The organism is Flavobacterium bomense, from assembly GCF_003970355.1.
In genome coordinates, this window is the sequence record NZ_RYDJ01000011.1 from 67,056 (window position 1) to 84,548 (window position 17,493).

The following is a 17,493-nucleotide window of genomic DNA, read 5'->3' on the forward strand; positions in this document are numbered from 1 at the left end:
CTGCGCTAACGATTGTGGTATACCGGCGCGATCGGGGTAACAAACGTGAAACAGGCAAGTATAGAACTCGAATAAGACCTTTGGTTCTTAAAAATCAGAAAGATGCAATATGAAAATCCCTTAACTTAATGACATTGCGCGCTAGCTGGGAATCTTATTTAATCACCGCTCGTGCCTAGTGAAATTTAGAGTAATCTATCTATAAGAATTTTCACTAACGAGATGCTTGCGCCAGGCGGATAGAAGATTTATCATAACTTTTTGAAGATCGTTTAAAACTTAATTTTTGATAAAATAGATTATTTCGCCTAAACTTTTACCTGCTGCATATATTGCAAAAACACTTAAGGAAACAGCTGTAATTTTAAATTGTAGTTTGTATTTTGTATTTGCAAGATAATCTTTAGATTTCTGCATCAATTTTATAATTTCTACTTCTAAATTATTCATAATTAGGTGTTTTAAAGTCTTTATATTCTGTTAGTTTTTCTATGTTATTAATGTCAAAATTGCATGAAAATCTAGCTTTTCATACGATTTTGCTTAACTTATATTTAGTATTGAAGTAATTTAGAATATATTATTAAAACAAATATATAAATAATCCTTTACAAATTATTATTTATTTACTTTTTCTGCTAAACGAAGTTTTAACCTTAAAACGCTCTAAATAGCCCCGATAGAAGTGAAAATCCTTTGCTTTGGCGGGAGCCAAAGGCAAAGATTGCAGCGTATAGCGGGACGAAAGTGATTCTGGAAAACAATCGTTCTGCTCCAAAAAAAAAGCTGCCCAAGGTTGGACAGCTTTAGTATGTTGGATATTCCGAAGCACGTTCGGAATCAGCGATTCACATAATTTTAGTTGATAAAATGGGTTCGCTGCTTATTTGATCAGCTCAAAACTTCTTTTTACGAAAGCAGTCAACGCTTCTCCTTTCAATAGGTTTTGTGATAATTTAGCTAAGTCAAGCGCTTGTTTGACCAAACTTTCCTGAGCGTCTTTGTCTTTGTTGTTTAGAATGCTTGTTGCCAACTCAGAATTAGTATTTACAACCAAATTGTACATTTCGGGCATATTTCCCATTCCGAACATTCCACCGCCGCCAGACTGACTCATTTCCTTCATTCTACGCATGAATTCCGGTTGCGTGATGATAAATGGCGAAGCATTGCTATCTAAAGCTTCCAGTTGTACGGAATACGTTTGTTTAGGAACAATAGCTTCTAAAACAGTTTTCAAGTTGGTTTGCTCTTCCTCCGATAATTTAGAAATAGTAGTTTCCTCTTTCTTGATTATATTATCAATATGATCCGAATCCACACGTACAAAAGTCATGTTGCTGTTGTCGCCTTCAATTTTTTGAATTAAATGCGAGATAATTGGAGAATCCAACAATAAAACTTCATATCCTTTGTCTTTTGCAATTTCGATATAAGAGTGTTGCGCTTCTTTGTTTCCAGCATATAAAACCACTAATTTCCCATCTTTATCCGTTTGATTTGCCGCAAGGTTTTCTTTTAATTCTTCTAATGTGTAATATTTACCATCCACTGTTGGATACAAAACAAATGCTCCTGCTTTTTCGTAGAATTTATCTTCGGAAAGCATTCCGTATTCTAAAACAATTTTGATATCGTTCCATTTTTGTTCAAAATCCTCACGGTTTTCAGTAAACAACGATTTCAATTTATCGGCAACTTTACGCGTAATGTAATTGGAGATTTTCTTCACCGCAGCATCCGCTTGTAATCCAGAACGAGATACATTCAACGGAATGTCCGGTGAGTCGATAACCCCTTTTAACATAGTCAAAAATTCAGGTACAATTCCTTCAACATTATCCGTTACGTACACTTGATTTTGGTACAACTGGATTTTGTCTTTCTGAATTTGTAAATCCGAACCTAATTTTGGGAAATACAAAATACCGGTTAAGTTGAACGGATAATCAACATTTAAATGAATGTGGAATAACGGTTCTTCAAATTGCATTGGATATACTTCTCTGTAGAAATCCTTGTAATCAGCATCTGATAACTCCGTTGGTTGTTTCGTCCAAGCCGGGTTTGGGTTGTTGATGATGTTGTCAACTTCTACTTCAGTAAAAATTTTGTCTTTATCTTCTGCAGCAACTTCTTCACCCTTTTTTTGCTCTATTTTCTCTGTTTTGGTTCCAAATTTAATTGGAATAGGCATGAACTTATTGTATTTGTTCAGTAACTGATTGATTTTTGAATCTTCTAAAAATTCCAAAGAATCTTCGGCTATATGCAAGATAATTTCTGTTCCGCGAGTAGTTTTGTCAGCAGGTTCTAGAGTAAATTCCGGGCTACCATCACAAGTCCAGTGCGCAGCTGGCTCGTCTTTGAAAGATTTAGTGATGATTTCCACTTTTTCAGCAACCATAAAAGCAGAATAGAAACCAAGACCAAAATGGCCAATAATTCCAGAATCTTTAGCAGAATCTTTGTATTTATCCAAAAATTCTTCAGCTCCAGAAAAAGCAACTTGATTGATGTATTTTTCCACTTCATCAGCTGTCATTCCCAGACCTTGATCGATGATGTGCAGTTTTTTGCCTTCCTTGTCGATTTTTACCTCGATAATTGGGTTTCCGTATTCTACTTTGGCCTCGCCAATGCTGGTTAAATGCTTCAGTTTTAAAGTTGCATCTGTCCCGTTCGAAATCAATTCACGCAAGAAAATTTCGTGATCGCTGTATAAGAATTTCTTGATTAAGGGAAAGATGTTTTCTACCGAAACATTAATTTTACCTGTTGTCATATTTTGAATTTTTAAGTTTATTTTTATGGATAAAATCCTTTCAAATAGAATACCAATTATTGTTGAAGTGACAAATTGGCGCAGGCGTTAATTATGATATAAAATAATTTAATTTTGAAACTATTTTGTTTTTATTGCTTTGTATCTTTGTTAAAACATTAATTACATAAATTTCAAACGATGAAAAAAATCATTTTATTATGCACATTAGCGGTTTTAATGTTTGCATGTAAGTCAACATCGGTAACGAGTACGAACACCGATAGAAAAGCTCAGGTCATGATGAAAGGAGACTGGGTGATTAGCGCAGTAACCTATCCAGGTTCACAATATATTAAAGTGAATACGTTTCAACTTGCGGATTCCGAATGCTTTATTGGAAGTACGTGGAAGTTTATTTCGAATAATAACAAAGGGAATATGGCTTTGACCAAAGCAAATTGTGTTTCGTTTAGTTCACCAATTACATGGTTTGTTAACAATGACGAGCAATTTGTATTGAAAGTACTTGATGCAGGTGAAAAAGCGCGAAAAGTGAGAGACGGTTATATTTTACGCCTTGCAAACCAAACGGAAACTTCTTTTCAATTGATCGATAAAATCGATGTAGGAGGAAAAATGACGGATGTCGTGTATCAGTTCCAGAAAGTTAATTAATTAATAAAAATAGCGATATGAAAAAGATTTCAATAGTTGCAATGGCAACAATAATGATTATAGGTTCAATGTTTACCAGTTGTGAAGCAATCAAAAACACCAATAAAACCCAAAGAGGAGCTGGAATAGGTGCTGTTGCCGGAGCCGTTCTGGGAGGTGTTCTTGGAAACAATCTTGGAAAAGGCGGTAATGGAGCAATGGGAGCTGTACTTGGTGGAGTTGTTGGTGGAGTTGCCGGTGGAGTTATTGGTAACAAAATGGACAAACAAGCAAGAGAAATAGATGCAGTACTTCCTGGAGCTGAAGTCGTTCGTGTAGGAGAAGGTATTAAACTGGTTTTGAATGAAAATGCAGTGCGTTTTGATACTAATAAATCTTCATTGACGGCCAGTGCTAAAGCAAATTTAGATAAATTAGTTCCTGTTTTTTCAGAATATCCGGATACTGATATTACGATTTACGGATATACTGACAGCACAGGTCCAGCGGATTACAATTTGAAACTTTCAGGAGAAAGAGCGGCATCAGTTAGAAATTATTTAACTAGCAAAGGGGTTTCTTCCAGTAGATTTCAAGTGACTGGTTTAGGAATTGCAGATCCAATTGCCTCCAACGAAACAGTTGATGGCAGAAGTCAAAACCGTCGTGTTGAATTTGCGATTACTGCAAACGATAAAATGATTAAAGATGCTGAATCCGAAGGAAAAAATTAAGTATAAAATACCAAAAAACAAAGGCTGTTTCGTCAAGAAGCAGCCTTTTTCTGTGTCCAAATTGCAATAAAACATTGTAAATTTGCAGTCTTAATTACAGATGATGCTCGAGATAAAAAACATATCCTTTACTTACATTGAAAAGCCCGTAATAGAAGAGGTTAGTTTTGCCATTGCAAAAGGGGAAAACGCCGCTATTATTGGCGAAAGCGGTTGCGGTAAAAGTACGTTGCTAAAACTCATATACGGATTATATGATTTGGATAACGGAACAATTACCTATAATGACAAACCTATTTTGGGTCCCAAATACAATCTGATACCGGGAGAAGATTATATTAAATATTTAGCACAAGATTTCGATTTGATGCCGTACATAACCGTTGAAGAAAATGTGGGCAAGTTCTTGTCAAATATGCATCCGGAACAAAAGCAAGCTCGAGTCCAAGAGCTGTTAGAAATGGTCGAAATGACTGCTTTCGCAAAAGTAAAAGCAAAGTTCCTAAGCGGCGGACAGCAGCAGCGAGTAGCCTTGGCAAGAGTTTTAGCATTAGAACCAGAAATTATTTTGCTCGATGAACCGTTCAGTCAAATTGATTCTTTTCGGAAAAATTCGTTGCGTCGCAATTTATTTAGGTATTTAAAAGACAAAGAGATTACCTGTATTATTGCCACGCATGACAGTACTGATGCGTTGTCTTTCTCTGATGAAACAATTGTGGTTCAAAACGGAAAAGTAGTGGCAAAAGGAGATTCTAAATCCTTGTATGAAAACCCGGCTAATAAATATATAGCTTCTCTTTTTGGAGAGGTCAATGAACTGAAATTGTCGCAATTAATTGAACTTGTGGATGAAGCGGATCAGCCGCTTTTATTGTATCCGCATCAATTAAAAGTGGTGGACAACGCCATTATGAAAGTAGTCGTAAAACAATGTTATTTTAAAGGAAGTCATTATTTAGTCAAAGCAGCTTTTGAAAGAAGAGCGATTTTTTTTGAACATGATTCGGAATTAGCATTAAATCAGGAAGTATATTTGATGTTATCCTGATGATTAGTATTCAGTAAACAGTGCTCAGTATTCAGTGATTTTCAGTTCTGATAACTATCGAAAGTAGAAGTCGTTTTCAACTTTTATAAAAGTAGTAATAAACAAAAACCCCAAAATCAAAGTGAATTTGGGGTTTTGTGCTATGTTAATTTTTTTGTACAACTTACTGATCACTCAATAACTGATCACTGAACCCTTTTTAGAATTAATTCTTTAAATACTTTTCTAAAAACTGGTCTTGTTCCCAAAGCAAATGCAAAATATTTTCTTTGGCTACATAACCGTGTGCTTCTTTTGGCAGAATTACCATTCTTGCCGGAGCACCTAACCCTTTCAAAGCTTGAAAATAACGTTCGGTTTGCAAAGTGAAAGTACCCGGATTATTATCTGCTTCACCGTGTACCAAAAGCATGGGAGTTTTCATTTTATCCGCATTCATAAATGGTGACATCGTGTTATACACTTCAGGAGTTTCCCAGTAGTTGCGTTGTTCGGTCTGGAAACCAAAAGGTGTTAGCGTTCTGTTGTAAGCACCACTTCGAGCGATTCCACACGCAAAAAGATTAGAATGCGTTAGTAAATTAGCGGTCATAAAAGCACCATAGGAATGACCGCCCACAGCTACTTTTTTTCTGTTGATGTATCCTAAAGCATCCACGGCATTGATGGCCGCTTCAGCATTGTCAACTAATTGCGTCATGAAATTATCATTGGGCTCCGTTGTTCCTTCGCCAATTATGGGGAAAGCTGCGTCATCAAGAACTACATAGCCTTTGGTTACCCAATATACGAACGATCCATAACTAGGAAATGTAAATTCGTTCGGGTTTTGTGTGCTTTGTCCTGCTGAATTTTTGTCTTTATATTCAGCTGGATAAGCCCAAATCAACAATGGCATTTTCTCTTTTTTGATTTTGTCATAACCAACAGGTAAATATAACGTTCCGGATAATTCAACACCATCTTTACGCTTGTATTTAATCACTTCTTTACTCACGTTTTTGATACTTTCAAAAGGATTTTTGAATGCGGTAATTGGTGTTAGTTTGTTTTTTTGTTTAATATTTCTAAGGTAATAATTAGGGTATTCATTTTTAGACTGGATTTGGACTAAAACCGTTCCTTTTTTGAAGTCTTCAATCTCCAAAACGTCTTCTTTTTTATCGGTGTAAGTCGAAGTATACAACCGTTTTGCTTGCAACGTTTTCAGATTAAATTCACTTATAAACGGGAATTGCCCGTTTTTAGTAAATCCATTACCAATAAGATATGCATTGTCATTTTCGATAGCCAAAACATACCTGTTGTATTGGTTTTTTCTGGTTTCAAAATTTCCAGGATCAGAATATACATCCTGTGAATTTCTGTCGAAAATTACTTTTGGAGCCTGACTTGGATTCGAGGGATTTATTGCATACGTTTTGGTATTACGGGTATCATACCATTCATCTGTAATTATAGCCACGGTATCATTTCCCCAAATTATTCGGTCGTAGCGTTGTGGTGTTTTTACCAATGAAGTAGCGGAAAGATTAAAAGGCGCGTTCCAAAGAAAAACTTCATCTCTGAATTCCACTTTGTTTGCAGGATCTCCACCGTCTAAAGCTTCAGCATAAGTTAATGTTGCGGGTTTGTCGGTTCTCCAGCTCATGTTTCTTTTTCCTTTTCGAACGGCCATAAATCCTTTAGGAATAATCTCCGTCAGCGGCACTTCATTGACTACTTTTACTTCGTTTCCAGCTTTGTCATAGATTACTGATTTTGAAGGAAAACGACTCAACGGGACAATGTATGAAAAGGGTTTTTGAATCGTAGTCAGCATTAGATAATTGCCGTCAGGGGAAAAACTTTCTCCCGCATACATAGCTGCATTTTTGAATAAAGTTGCTGTTCCGTTCAGATTTACTTTGTACAATTCAGAAGTCATGATGTTCTCAAAATTGATTTCATCATTCTTGTTTTTCAACATATCCGGATAAGTTCTGTTCTGCGATTTTACACCATCGGCGTTTGAAATTATCGGACCGGTTGGCAAATCTTTTTTGGCATCCAAAAGAGCTGCTCTGTTTTTTGGTAACATTTTCACCAAAATAGTTTCGTTGTCATTCATCCAGCTGAACGGACTTCCAATATTAGCATTCACTGTTGCTTCCGTTAATTTGGTGGCTTTCGCCGAAGCAACATCGATAACCCAAAGTTCTACTCCGGAAGCTGTGGTGTGCGAAAATGAGATTTTTGTATCATTTGGAGACCAACCGATAGTACTGATACGAGGATTCGTTGGCAAACCTGTAACCTGTACTTCATTTTTGTCTTTTATTTTGCGTAATTTCAGGTTGTTCACGTATGTAACAGTACTGGAAATATTTGTAATTGGATTAATCCGCAATCCACCCAAACGCAGTTCTTCTTGGTTTAAATCGTCCAGTGATTTATACGTATTTCTGTACGTAAGCAACATGTATTCTTTTTTAGTATCCATCGATACTGAAGGTGCTCTTTCATAATCCGCTAAATCCAATATGGACTGAGATGGTTTTTGATAGGTTAAGTTTTCTTGTGCAAAAGTGGTTAAGCTCAGTCCAAGAAATAAAAAAAATGGAATTTTTAACTTCATAATTTGAATGATTTTAAATTAGCATTGGCAGTATCAATAATTGGTCTAAAATAAATGAATCTTGTTACATTTGGAAACAAAAACTTTTTTTTAACGTTTGAGTCAGATCCGGATGAGGTCACAATAGTATTATTTTTAAGCACTTCAACAGATTGTATTTGTAAGTATAACAAGAAATTGCGCAAAAAAGCATAAAAGTTGTAAATTGCTAAAAAAGTAGTAATTTGTGTGCTCATATTTTCAAGTATGTTTTAAATTTGTACTCGTATTTTAATAAAATAACAATAATATATGTATCATTCAAAAATAGCAGGATTGGGTTATTATGTTCCCGAAAACGTAGTGACTAATGACGATTTGTCCAAAATTATAGACACTAATGATGAATGGATTCAGGAAAGAACTGGAATTCAGGAGCGAAGACATATTATAAAAGGAGAAGACACGACGACTTCTATGGGAGTGAAAGCTGCCAAAATTGCTATTGAGCGTTCTGGTGTTGCTAAGGAAGACATCGATTTTGTGGTTTTTGCCACATTAAGCCCTGATTATTATTTCCCTGGTCCAGGCGTTTTAGTGCAACGGGATTTAGGGTTAAGAACCGTAGGCGCATTAGATGTAAGAAATCAATGTTCTGGATTTGTTTATGCTTTATCAGTGGCAGATCAATATATCAAGACTGGCATGTATAAAAACGTATTGGTAATTGGATCAGAAGTTCATTCTACCGGATTGGATATGACCTCGCGCGGAAGAGGGGTTTCAGTAATTTTTGGAGATGGTGCAGGAGCGGCTGTTTTGAGCAGAGAAGAGGATTTGACCAAAGGAATTTTATCCACACACTTGCATTCTGAAGGGCAGCACGCCGAAGAATTAATTGTAAAAGCGCCCGGAATGGGAGGCCGTTGGATAACAGATATCTTGGCAGATAATGATCCGGATGATGAGAGTTATTTCCCGTACATGAACGGACAATTTGTATTTAAAAATGCAGTGGTTCGTTTTAGCGAAGTAATTAATGAAGGATTACAAGCGAATAATTTGCAGGTTTCGGATATTAATATGTTGATTCCGCATCAGGCAAATTTGAGAATTTCACAGTTTATCCAAAAGAAATTCAACTTGACCGATGATCAGGTCTATAATAATATTCAGAAATACGGTAATACTACCGCCGCTTCTATTCCAATCGCTTTGACTGAAGCATGGGAAAAAGGCAAAATAAAATCAGGAGATACGGTTGTATTAGCCGCTTTTGGAAGTGGATTTACTTGGGGAAGCGCCATTATTAAATGGTAAATAGTAGTACAATAAATCGTATGTCGATTCCAATTGTTCTTTGATAAATAGTCTAAGCCTGCGCAAATTATTGTGCAGGTTTTTTTTATTTAAAGAGGAACCGTTATATTTATAGTTCAAAATTGATGCAACCAATAGTAATACAATCAAAATGACTAATCGTAGAAATTTTTTAAAAACAGCTGCTTTCGCTTCCGCAGCTATGGCTTTACATTCATTCAAAGGGAAACCAGAGGAAGAAAATGATTTTTCATCTAAAAAAGGAAGTAAACCTATTGTGCTTTCGACATGGAATTTTGGAATCCAAGCGAATGCAGCCGCTTGGGAAATTTTAAAAAATAACGGACGAGCTTTAGATGCTGTCGAAGCCGGAGTAAAAATTCCAGAAGCCGATCCTACGGAACGGAGCGTAGGCTATGGCGGAAGACCAGATCGAGACGGTCGCGTCACACTTGATGCATGTATCATGGATGAAAACGCCAATATAGGCTCAGTAGGATGTTTGGAGTTTATAAAACATCCCATTGCGGTGGCTCGCGCTGTGATGGAAAAAACACCGCATGTCATGTTGGTAGGTGATGGTGCTTTGCAGTTTGCGTTGTCGCAAGGTTTTGTAAAAGAAAATTTATTGTTGGAAGAATCTGAAAAAGAATGGAAAGAGTGGTTGAAAACCAGCCAATACAAACCCATTGCCAATATTGAAAATCATGATACCATTGGGATGATTGCATTGGATGCTGACGGTAATCTTTCTGGCGCATGCACCACCAGCGGAATGGCTTTTAAAATGCACGGACGTTTGGGTGATTCCCCGATTATTGGCGCTGGATTGTATGTAGACAATGAAATTGGTGCGGCCACGGCCACAGGACATGGAGAAGAAGTGATTCGGATTTCTGGTTGTCACTTAGTGGTTGAGCTGATGCGCCAAGGAAAATCACCACAAAAAGCGTGTGAGGAAGCGGTTGCCCGAATCGTAAATTTGACCCGCAAAAGAAATAAAAATGTAAAAGATATCCAAGTTGGTTTCATTGCCTTAAATAAAAAAGGAGAATATGGCTCGTATTGCATTCAGGGCGGTTTCAACTATGCTGTCCATGATACATCTGGAAACCGATTAATTGATGCCGATTATTTTTTGAAATAAATGAAAAAAGCACAACTGGAAATTGCCTGTTTTAATTTAGAATCGGCTATAATTGCTGAAAATAGTGGTGCTGACAGGGTTGAATTGTGTGCCAATAGAACAGCTGGCGGAACAACGCCAGATTTAGAACTTACTAAAATTGTTCGCGATAAAATCACCATCGACTTGAATGTTATGATTCGGCCTCGTGGTGGGAATTTCGTTTATTCTGATTCTGAAGTGGCACAAATGAAATTAGAAATCTTGGCATTCAAAAAACTTCAGGTTGATGGTTTTGTTTTTGGAATTTTAAACGAAGACGGTAGTATCAGTGAACAACAAAATAAGGATTTAGTTGCTTTGGCAAACCCATTGCCTTGTACGTTTCATCGTGCTTTTGATGGTGTAGAAAATAAATTTCAAGCACTTGAATCGCTAATCGGATGTGGTTTTAAAACCATTTTGACCTCTGGACAAGAAACAAATGTAGTTGACGGTATCGATGTTTTGGCAGCCTTAGTTAGAAAAGCAACTGACCGAATTATAATTATGCCGGGCGGCGGTTTGCGTTCTGTTAATATTACCGCATTAAAACAAAAAACAAAAGCTATTTTCTATCATTCTTCCGCAATTATTGATGCAGGGGAACTAGCAAATCAGTTGGAGATCCAAGCCCTAAAAGCAAATTTAGAATCCCTGTAAAACTTTATAAATCAAAAAACCCGGAGTTGGCATACTCCGGGTTTTTCTTTTTGTAACAAACTATTAAAATGAGTTTCTTTTGATTTAGAGTAGACTAAGGAAAGGCTAGTTTGTTACAAGCATTTTGCTTTTTTTATTTAAATAACAAAAAAAAGGTTTTATATTAATAAAAACCTTATAAAATAATAGAGAAGTTTTTATCGTTTCAAAGAAAAATGGGATTTATATTCTTTTAAAACAGAGTCCTCAGTATAGGAAATTGAAAACCAGTAATCATCCGCTGGGAGTGCATATCCATTGAAAGTTCCATCCCAACCGGAACCGTTAGGCAATAGTTCTTTCAATAGTTTTCCATAACGATCGAAAATATATAATTTTAAATTTTCTTGATTTGGTATTCCGGTGATGTTCCAGGTATCGTTAAATCCATCTCCGTTTGGAGTAAAGAATTTAGGGCTGTTGATAAGTTTCACTGTTACTGGAATGGTGAAAGTTCCGCAATTGGCATCGCTGACCGTTATTTCATGAATTCCGGAACTCACATTGGTGAATACATTACGCTCTTGAGGGGAACCTCCATCTAATGAATATAAGAAATTGCTTCCATCACCTACAAATGGGACGGCAATAACAGTTATGGTTTGGTTGTCCGTGAACCACCCGCTGGTTGTATAAGTTACAGAGGCTGGTTTTGAAGATTCAATAACCGTAAAAGGGACGCTGTCAGCAGTACAGCCAAAAATGGATAAGTTCGTAACAGTGAGCGTATAGTTTCCAGGTTCATTTGTTGACAAATTCTCAGCTGTACCTACTAAAGTTCCATCTTCACTTTTCCATTCAAAGGAATATTGTGGTGCAGTAAATCCACTTTCAATCAAGGCATCGGTAGTGATTCCGGTATCAATATCGATACAAATGGTAGGAACGATAAGGACTGGTTTTGGTTTTTTGGTGATAGTAATTACCATCGGTTTTTCGGCAGGACAAATCACTGTTCCTGATGTTCCTGATTGGGCATAGCCATAAATAGTGGTTGAAACAGTGATGAAATCCCGTGGGAATTTTTCAGTGTTGTTGCTTCCTGGACCACCTGGATTAGTGAAATATCGTGTTACAGGAGCTGTATACGAAGGAAGTTCAAAAGATTCACATCTGGTGACAGGAGTAATAGGTGTTATAATTGGAGTGTTATAAATGGTGACAATAAAAGGGTCTTCATCAATGCAGGTAACTCTATTGTTGTTTTCTACATATACAAAAAGCGTTGCTGTGGTAGTTATTGGGGAATAAGGAGGCAGTAATTGCACTCCAGTTCCATAGGGACCATTGGAAGCGGTGTAATAACTTCCAATCCCTACTATGGTTGGTAAATTAAAACTATTGCAGGCATATTGATCTGCTATGTCATTTACAAAAGTGACTAAAACATATATGCTGTATTCCGATACACAGCTGTTAGTGACGGTAGCAGGAGCATAAACATAGATTGTTTTTGAGGTTTTCAAAATGGTACCGGGAGGTAAAACAGGATTTGTGGGCGATGGTCCGCCTGCAAATTCGTAATATTCTCCGTTTATCAAATTATCTAAAATATAATTTTGGCCACATCGAATAACTTCAACCGGTTTTGCATCAATTGCAGGCGATTTATTAATGGTAATTAAGAATTCTTCTTGCACATAACAGGGTCCGGAAGTAGCTTTGTCATAAAAATACATGATTTGCGTTGTCGTTACAGGATAGCCCACTGGCCGAAGCGCACCGGTTCCTAAAGTCCCCGTGAAATAATTTCCTGAATGTGCTACTGCAGGTAAATAATAGACGTCGCAATGCGGATCTGTATCTGCTAATACTGGTAAAGGAGTAATATTTACCGTAATGGTAAAATCTAAATTATCGGTACACGTTTGACCTGTGACATAAAACCAAAGTGTTGTAGTGGCATTAATGAATGTTCCGGCAGGAATAACTGTTCCGCCACCCGCAGGAGCAGTTCGATATTCTCCTACTGTTAATGCAGGCAGTTTGTAGGCAGAACAGGAATTTACATCTGTTGGAGGCGTGATGCTTGATAGATTAATAAAAACTTTAAAGATTTTTTCATCAGCACAATTTTTTGGAGACGTAGCTGTTTCTTTATAGACGTAGATTTGAGTAGTTGTATTTATTACTGTTCCTGCAGACAAAAGAGATCCGCTCTTGCTACTGCCTGTATAGTAGACGCCGCCATTGAGATTCGCCGGCAGGATATAGGATGTACATGCAAATTGATTTACATAATTCGGCAATGCAGTAAAGGGTATTATTGTGATGTCAAAAGGGTTTTCTTGTGTACAAGACGGGGTAACCGTAGTGTCCTCAAACCATACATATATCCTGTTTATTCCCGGAGTATTTATTGTGGATCCAGCAGCTAATTGTGTGTTTCCTGGGGCGCTACTGCCTCCGCTTTGAGTGAAATATTTACCATAGAGCAAAGGCGGAAGCTTATATTTTGTACAATAGGTTTCAGAAGCGGGTGTGATAGTACTTAAATTTGCAATAGTAATATTAAAAGAATCTTGGTTGGTACACACTCCGGATTGATTGAAAACATATAAATTAGTTGTCGTTGTAGATATCACGTTTCCGGCAAAAAGTTGTGTTCCAGTTCCACTAGTTCCAGTCCAATATTGTGCTCCGGCATTTAGCAATACAGGTAAGGTATAAGACGTACAAACAAACACATCGTTTAATACATCGACTTTAGGTAATGGAGATACTAATAATTGAAAACTAGTAACAACATAACAATTAGGATTTGTAATATTTTGTAAACGCACCCACAACGTTGCACTTGGCGATAACAATTGGTTGCTCGAATTTAGAGTTATGATGTTTGCATTGTTATTAGCTCCTACTAATGAGGAGTGAAAAGTAAGTATCTTGTCCGAGGTATTTTGAGAACCTATGATCGATGCAATTTGTGACGTCAAATTGAAATTAGCTTTTAAAGGGCTTTCAGATAAATTTCTGGAGCATAATGTTGCAGCTGCCGGGGTATTTGCAATTTGTGGTGGCGGAACAATAAGCAATTGGAAAGACCTGATTTCATAGCATAATGTATTTGGGTTTTCAATTCTGACAAAAATTTGCTTGCCACTTTCAATACTCGCAATCGTCTGAAGGATTGGTACTGTGCCAGTATTCCCAATGGCATCTCCATTAGTTAGGTGATAGGAAATAATAGTGTCTGCGGGCAAATCATCTAAAACACCAGCTGTTCCGGACGATTGGTTAACGCCGGCTAGAATGATTATGCTGTTTTTATTTAAATCAAAATCAGAGGATGAAGCTCCGGTATCACAGGCGTAAATGTTAGGAACGGTATTTAATACACCAATCTTAGGATAAATTTCTATAATGATTTCATCGGTAACCGCGATGCATTCAGGTTCTTTATACGTGACACTGTAGGTATGAATTCCGGAACTAACCAGTGGAGTAATTGTGTTGAGGTCTAATGTTTCTCCTGTTTGTGCCGGAGAAAATGCTATTCCTTGTTTTTTCCATACAAAAGTGGTTCCGGGACTTAAACCCATTGCAGATAATGTTGGTAAAGTATTTCCAGGACAAATAGCAGTATTGTTCGCCACTGTGTAATCAAATCCTAATACATCTTGTCCGATGTTAAAGCTATTTGCTTCTAAAAAAATGGCAGAATCATAACCTGTATTATTTCCTCCATCGGCAATAACTAATTTGATGCGATAAATATGGTTGATATCTAAACCGGTCGCTGAAGCTAACATTGAAACAGTTTGTCCATTAAAATTTATTGCAGGACCAAATCCACTGCCGTTAAAAGCTCCAAAATAGTTAGGATTGGCAGAAGGACAATTCTGATTATAGGCATCATCTCTTATTGTCTCCACAGAAACCGGAACAGTTGTATTTGGAATTACGGCTAAATTTATATTTGAACTTCCAGCCGTTACATCTTTTAAAAGAAATGCAAATGCATCAGAGAAGTTACATTGGGAGGTTCCGTACTCTTCTGAAGCAAAAACAAAGGAGAAATTAAAATTAGGTGTTTTTGGTTGAAAATCAAATTCAATGTAACTCGCATTTATAGAATTAATAGTTATTCCTGATTGAGAAAGTAAATTTCTTTCCAAATCAGTATCGCCCAGCCAAGCTGAATTACCATCACTTAAAATAGTAGTATTGGGACTGATAATTTTATTAACATCTCCGGTACTCAAAACGACACCATTTGCGAACGGGAAATTTGCATTGCTGTTTTCAAAGTAACCAATACCATTTGTTGAGCCATAAAACGAACCGGATTTATAAGTGACATTGGTTCCGGATACACAAGGTGAATTGATTAAGATATCATTAATCAATTGATCCGCCGTGTAAGTAGATGTATTGATTGTTACCGATTGTGAAAAACAAACGGCATTAAATAATAATAAAAACAGGAGTTGAATTTTTTTCATATTATTAATTAATTGCATATTTCAAATATACAAAAAACCGATAAAAAGTAAATTAATACGATGCAATAGTATTTTTAAACATATTTGTAATTTTAATCCTATAATTTACTAAAAATTCTTCTCTGAAGAATAGAATCTTTAGTAATGCTATTATGAGTTTCCATATCGATTTTCTAAATGATTTTTCTAATTAAATACTATATTTGTAACCTTAAAATAAACACATAAAATGACATTATCACAAATTCTTACGCCTTCGATCGAAAAAGCGGTTCAAGCCATATTTGGCATTGCTATTGACAAAGTAGAATTTCAAACTACACGCAAAGAATTTGAAGGAGATATCACTGTGGTTATTTTCCCATTGTTGAAAGTAGTCAAAAGTAATCCTGTAGAGCTAGGGAATAAAATAGGAACTTATTTGGTCGAAAACATGGTAGAAGTGAGTCGATTTAATGTTGTTTCAGGATTTTTAAATATTGTTATTTCTGATGACTATTATTTGGATTTCTTTAATGAAATAAAAGACGATTTACGCTTTGGTTTCGTTACTCCATCCCGAAGCGTCGGGACTGAAGACAAAGCCGTAATGGTGGAATATTCTTCACCAAACACCAATAAACCATTGCATTTAGGTCACGTACGCAACAATCTTTTAGGATATTCGGTGGCAGAGATTATTAAAGCTTCTGGTAAAAAAGTGTACAAAACTCAAATCATTAATGATAGAGGAATCCATATTTGTAAATCGATGTTGGCTTGGCAAAAATTCGGAAACGGAGAAACTCCAGAATCAACAGGATTAAAAGGAGATAAATTAGTTGGTAATTATTATGTTGCTTTTGATAAAAAGTACAAAGAAGAAATAGCGCAATTAATAAGCGCAGGTAAAACAGAAGAAGAAGCAAAGAAACAAGCACCAATTATTTTGGAAGCGCAAGAAATGTTACTAAAATGGGAAGCAGGAGATGAACAGGTAATCACGCTTTGGAAAACTATGAACCAATGGGTTTATGACGGTTTTGCTATTTCGTATAAAAACCTTGGAGTCGATTTCGATAAATATTATTACGAAAGTAATACCTATTTATTAGGAAAAGATGTTGTTCAGATTGGTTTAGACAGAGGCGTTTTCGAAAAAGATCCGGATGGTTCCGTGTGGATTGATTTAACGGACGAAGGTTTAGACCGTAAAATTGTATTGCGTTCTGACGGTACTGCAGTTTATATGACGCAAGATATTGGTACGGCAATCCAGCGTGTGAAAGATTATCCAGATGTAGGCGGAATGGTTTATACCGTAGGAAATGAGCAGGATTATCACTTTAAAGTGTTGTTTCTTATCTTGAAAAAATTAGGTTTTGATTGGTCTAAAAACCAATTTCATTTATCATACGGAATGGTAGATTTGCCTTCTGGAAAGATGAAAAGCCGTGAAGGAACGGTTGTTGATGCCGATGATTTAATGCAGGAAATGATAGATACAGCGCAAAAAATAGCAGAAGATTTAGGGAAATTAGACACCTATTCTGCGGAAGAGAAAAGTGAGCTATATAAAACTATTGGTTTGGGTGCTTTGAAATATTATATTTTGAAAGTAGATCCTAAAAAGCGAATCCTATTTAATCCCGAAGAATCGGTAGATTTTGCCGGAAATACCGGTCCGTTTATTCAATATACGTATGCCAGAATTCAATCTATTATTCGTAAAGCGAATTTTGACTTTTCGAATAAATCAAAAGTTGCAATACTTCATGAAAAAGAGAAAGAATTGGTGAAACAGTTAGCGTTGTTTCCTGAAGTGATACAAAATGCAGCACAGCATCACAGTCCGGCTTTGCTTGCAAATTTCACCTATGATATAGTTCGGGAATACAACTCATTCTATCAGGCGGTTCCTATTCTTGGCGAAGAAGATTTTGAAAAGAAAATTTTCCGAGTTCAATTATCTAAAAAAGTAGCAGATACTATAGCGGCTTCCTTTAAACTATTGGGTATTAGTGTGCCAGAAAGAATGTAATAATGGCATATTTTTTGCGTTAATAATTACTTAATAATT

General features: G+C 36.4%; 11 protein-coding genes. 7 read left to right on the forward strand and 4 right to left on the reverse strand.

Annotation, left to right across the window (positions count from 1 at the left end):
• Window positions 1-279: 279 nt before the first annotated feature.
• Together EKL98_RS17610 and htpG are read right to left on the reverse strand one after the other, a co-directional pair.
• Complete coding sequence (locus EKL98_RS17610) at window positions 280-450, reverse strand: hypothetical protein (RefSeq protein WP_158614923.1); 171 nt, start codon at window positions 448-450, stop codon at window positions 280-282.
• A gap of 433 nt (window positions 451-883) precedes the next feature.
• Window positions 884-2,785 (reverse strand): molecular chaperone HtpG, encoded by a 1,902-nt coding sequence (htpG, locus tag EKL98_RS10500; RefSeq protein WP_126562280.1) that lies wholly within the window; start codon window positions 2,783-2,785, stop codon window positions 884-886.
• Window positions 2,786-2,965: 180 nt separating this feature from the next.
• Between htpG and EKL98_RS10505 the strand changes: the two genes are divergently transcribed.
• From EKL98_RS10505 to EKL98_RS10515, 3 genes are all read left to right on the forward strand, one after another.
• The gene (locus EKL98_RS10505) at window positions 2,966-3,442 is read left to right on the forward strand and encodes a lipocalin family protein (RefSeq protein WP_126461565.1); all 477 of its coding nucleotides are present in this window, start codon (window positions 2,966-2,968) and stop codon (window positions 3,440-3,442) included.
• Between the two features lie 17 nt (window positions 3,443-3,459).
• Window positions 3,460-4,155, forward strand: coding sequence for an OmpA family protein (locus EKL98_RS10510; protein ID WP_126461562.1), 696 nt, complete (start codon window positions 3,460-3,462; stop codon window positions 4,153-4,155).
• Window positions 4,156-4,258: 103 nt separating this feature from the next.
• Window positions 4,259-5,206, forward strand: coding sequence for an ABC transporter ATP-binding protein (locus EKL98_RS10515; RefSeq protein WP_126516102.1), 948 nt, complete (start codon window positions 4,259-4,261; stop codon window positions 5,204-5,206).
• A gap of 205 nt (window positions 5,207-5,411) precedes the next feature.
• Here the strand turns inward: EKL98_RS10515 and EKL98_RS10520 are convergent, their stop codons facing one another.
• Window positions 5,412-7,823: a S9 family peptidase gene (locus tag EKL98_RS10520; RefSeq protein WP_126562283.1), complete on the reverse strand. Its 2,412-nt coding sequence runs from the start codon at window positions 7,821-7,823 to the stop codon at window positions 5,412-5,414.
• A 291-nt stretch (window positions 7,824-8,114) separates the two neighbouring features.
• Here EKL98_RS10520 and EKL98_RS10525 point away from each other — a divergent pair, with 291 nt between their 5' ends.
• From EKL98_RS10525 to EKL98_RS10535, 3 genes are all read left to right on the forward strand, one after another.
• Window positions 8,115-9,122, forward strand: coding sequence for a 3-oxoacyl-ACP synthase III family protein (locus EKL98_RS10525; RefSeq protein WP_126453562.1), 1,008 nt, complete (start codon window positions 8,115-8,117; stop codon window positions 9,120-9,122).
• A gap of 151 nt (window positions 9,123-9,273) precedes the next feature.
• Entirely contained in the window at window positions 9,274-10,269 is a 996-nt protein-coding gene (locus tag EKL98_RS10530) for an isoaspartyl peptidase/L-asparaginase family protein (protein WP_126562284.1), read from the forward strand.
• Window positions 10,270-10,950 carry a copper homeostasis protein CutC gene (locus EKL98_RS10535; RefSeq protein WP_126562287.1) on the forward strand — a complete coding sequence of 227 codons (681 nt, stop codon included), beginning with the start codon at window positions 10,270-10,272 and terminating at the stop codon, window positions 10,948-10,950. It begins immediately after the preceding gene.
• Window positions 10,951-11,147: 197 nt separating this feature from the next.
• Here EKL98_RS10535 and EKL98_RS10540 read toward each other — a convergent pair whose 3' ends face one another.
• A complete protein-coding gene (locus EKL98_RS10540; protein ID WP_158618328.1) occupies window positions 11,148-15,434 on the reverse strand; it encodes a T9SS type B sorting domain-containing protein in 4,287 nt (1,428 codons plus the stop codon).
• 229 nt (window positions 15,435-15,663) lie between these two features.
• Between EKL98_RS10540 and argS the strand changes: the two genes are divergently transcribed.
• Window positions 15,664-17,454 carry an arginine--tRNA ligase gene (gene argS, locus EKL98_RS10545; RefSeq protein ID WP_126555075.1) on the forward strand — a complete coding sequence of 597 codons (1,791 nt, stop codon included), beginning with the start codon at window positions 15,664-15,666 and terminating at the stop codon, window positions 17,452-17,454.
• Window positions 17,455-17,493 lie beyond the last annotated feature (39 nt).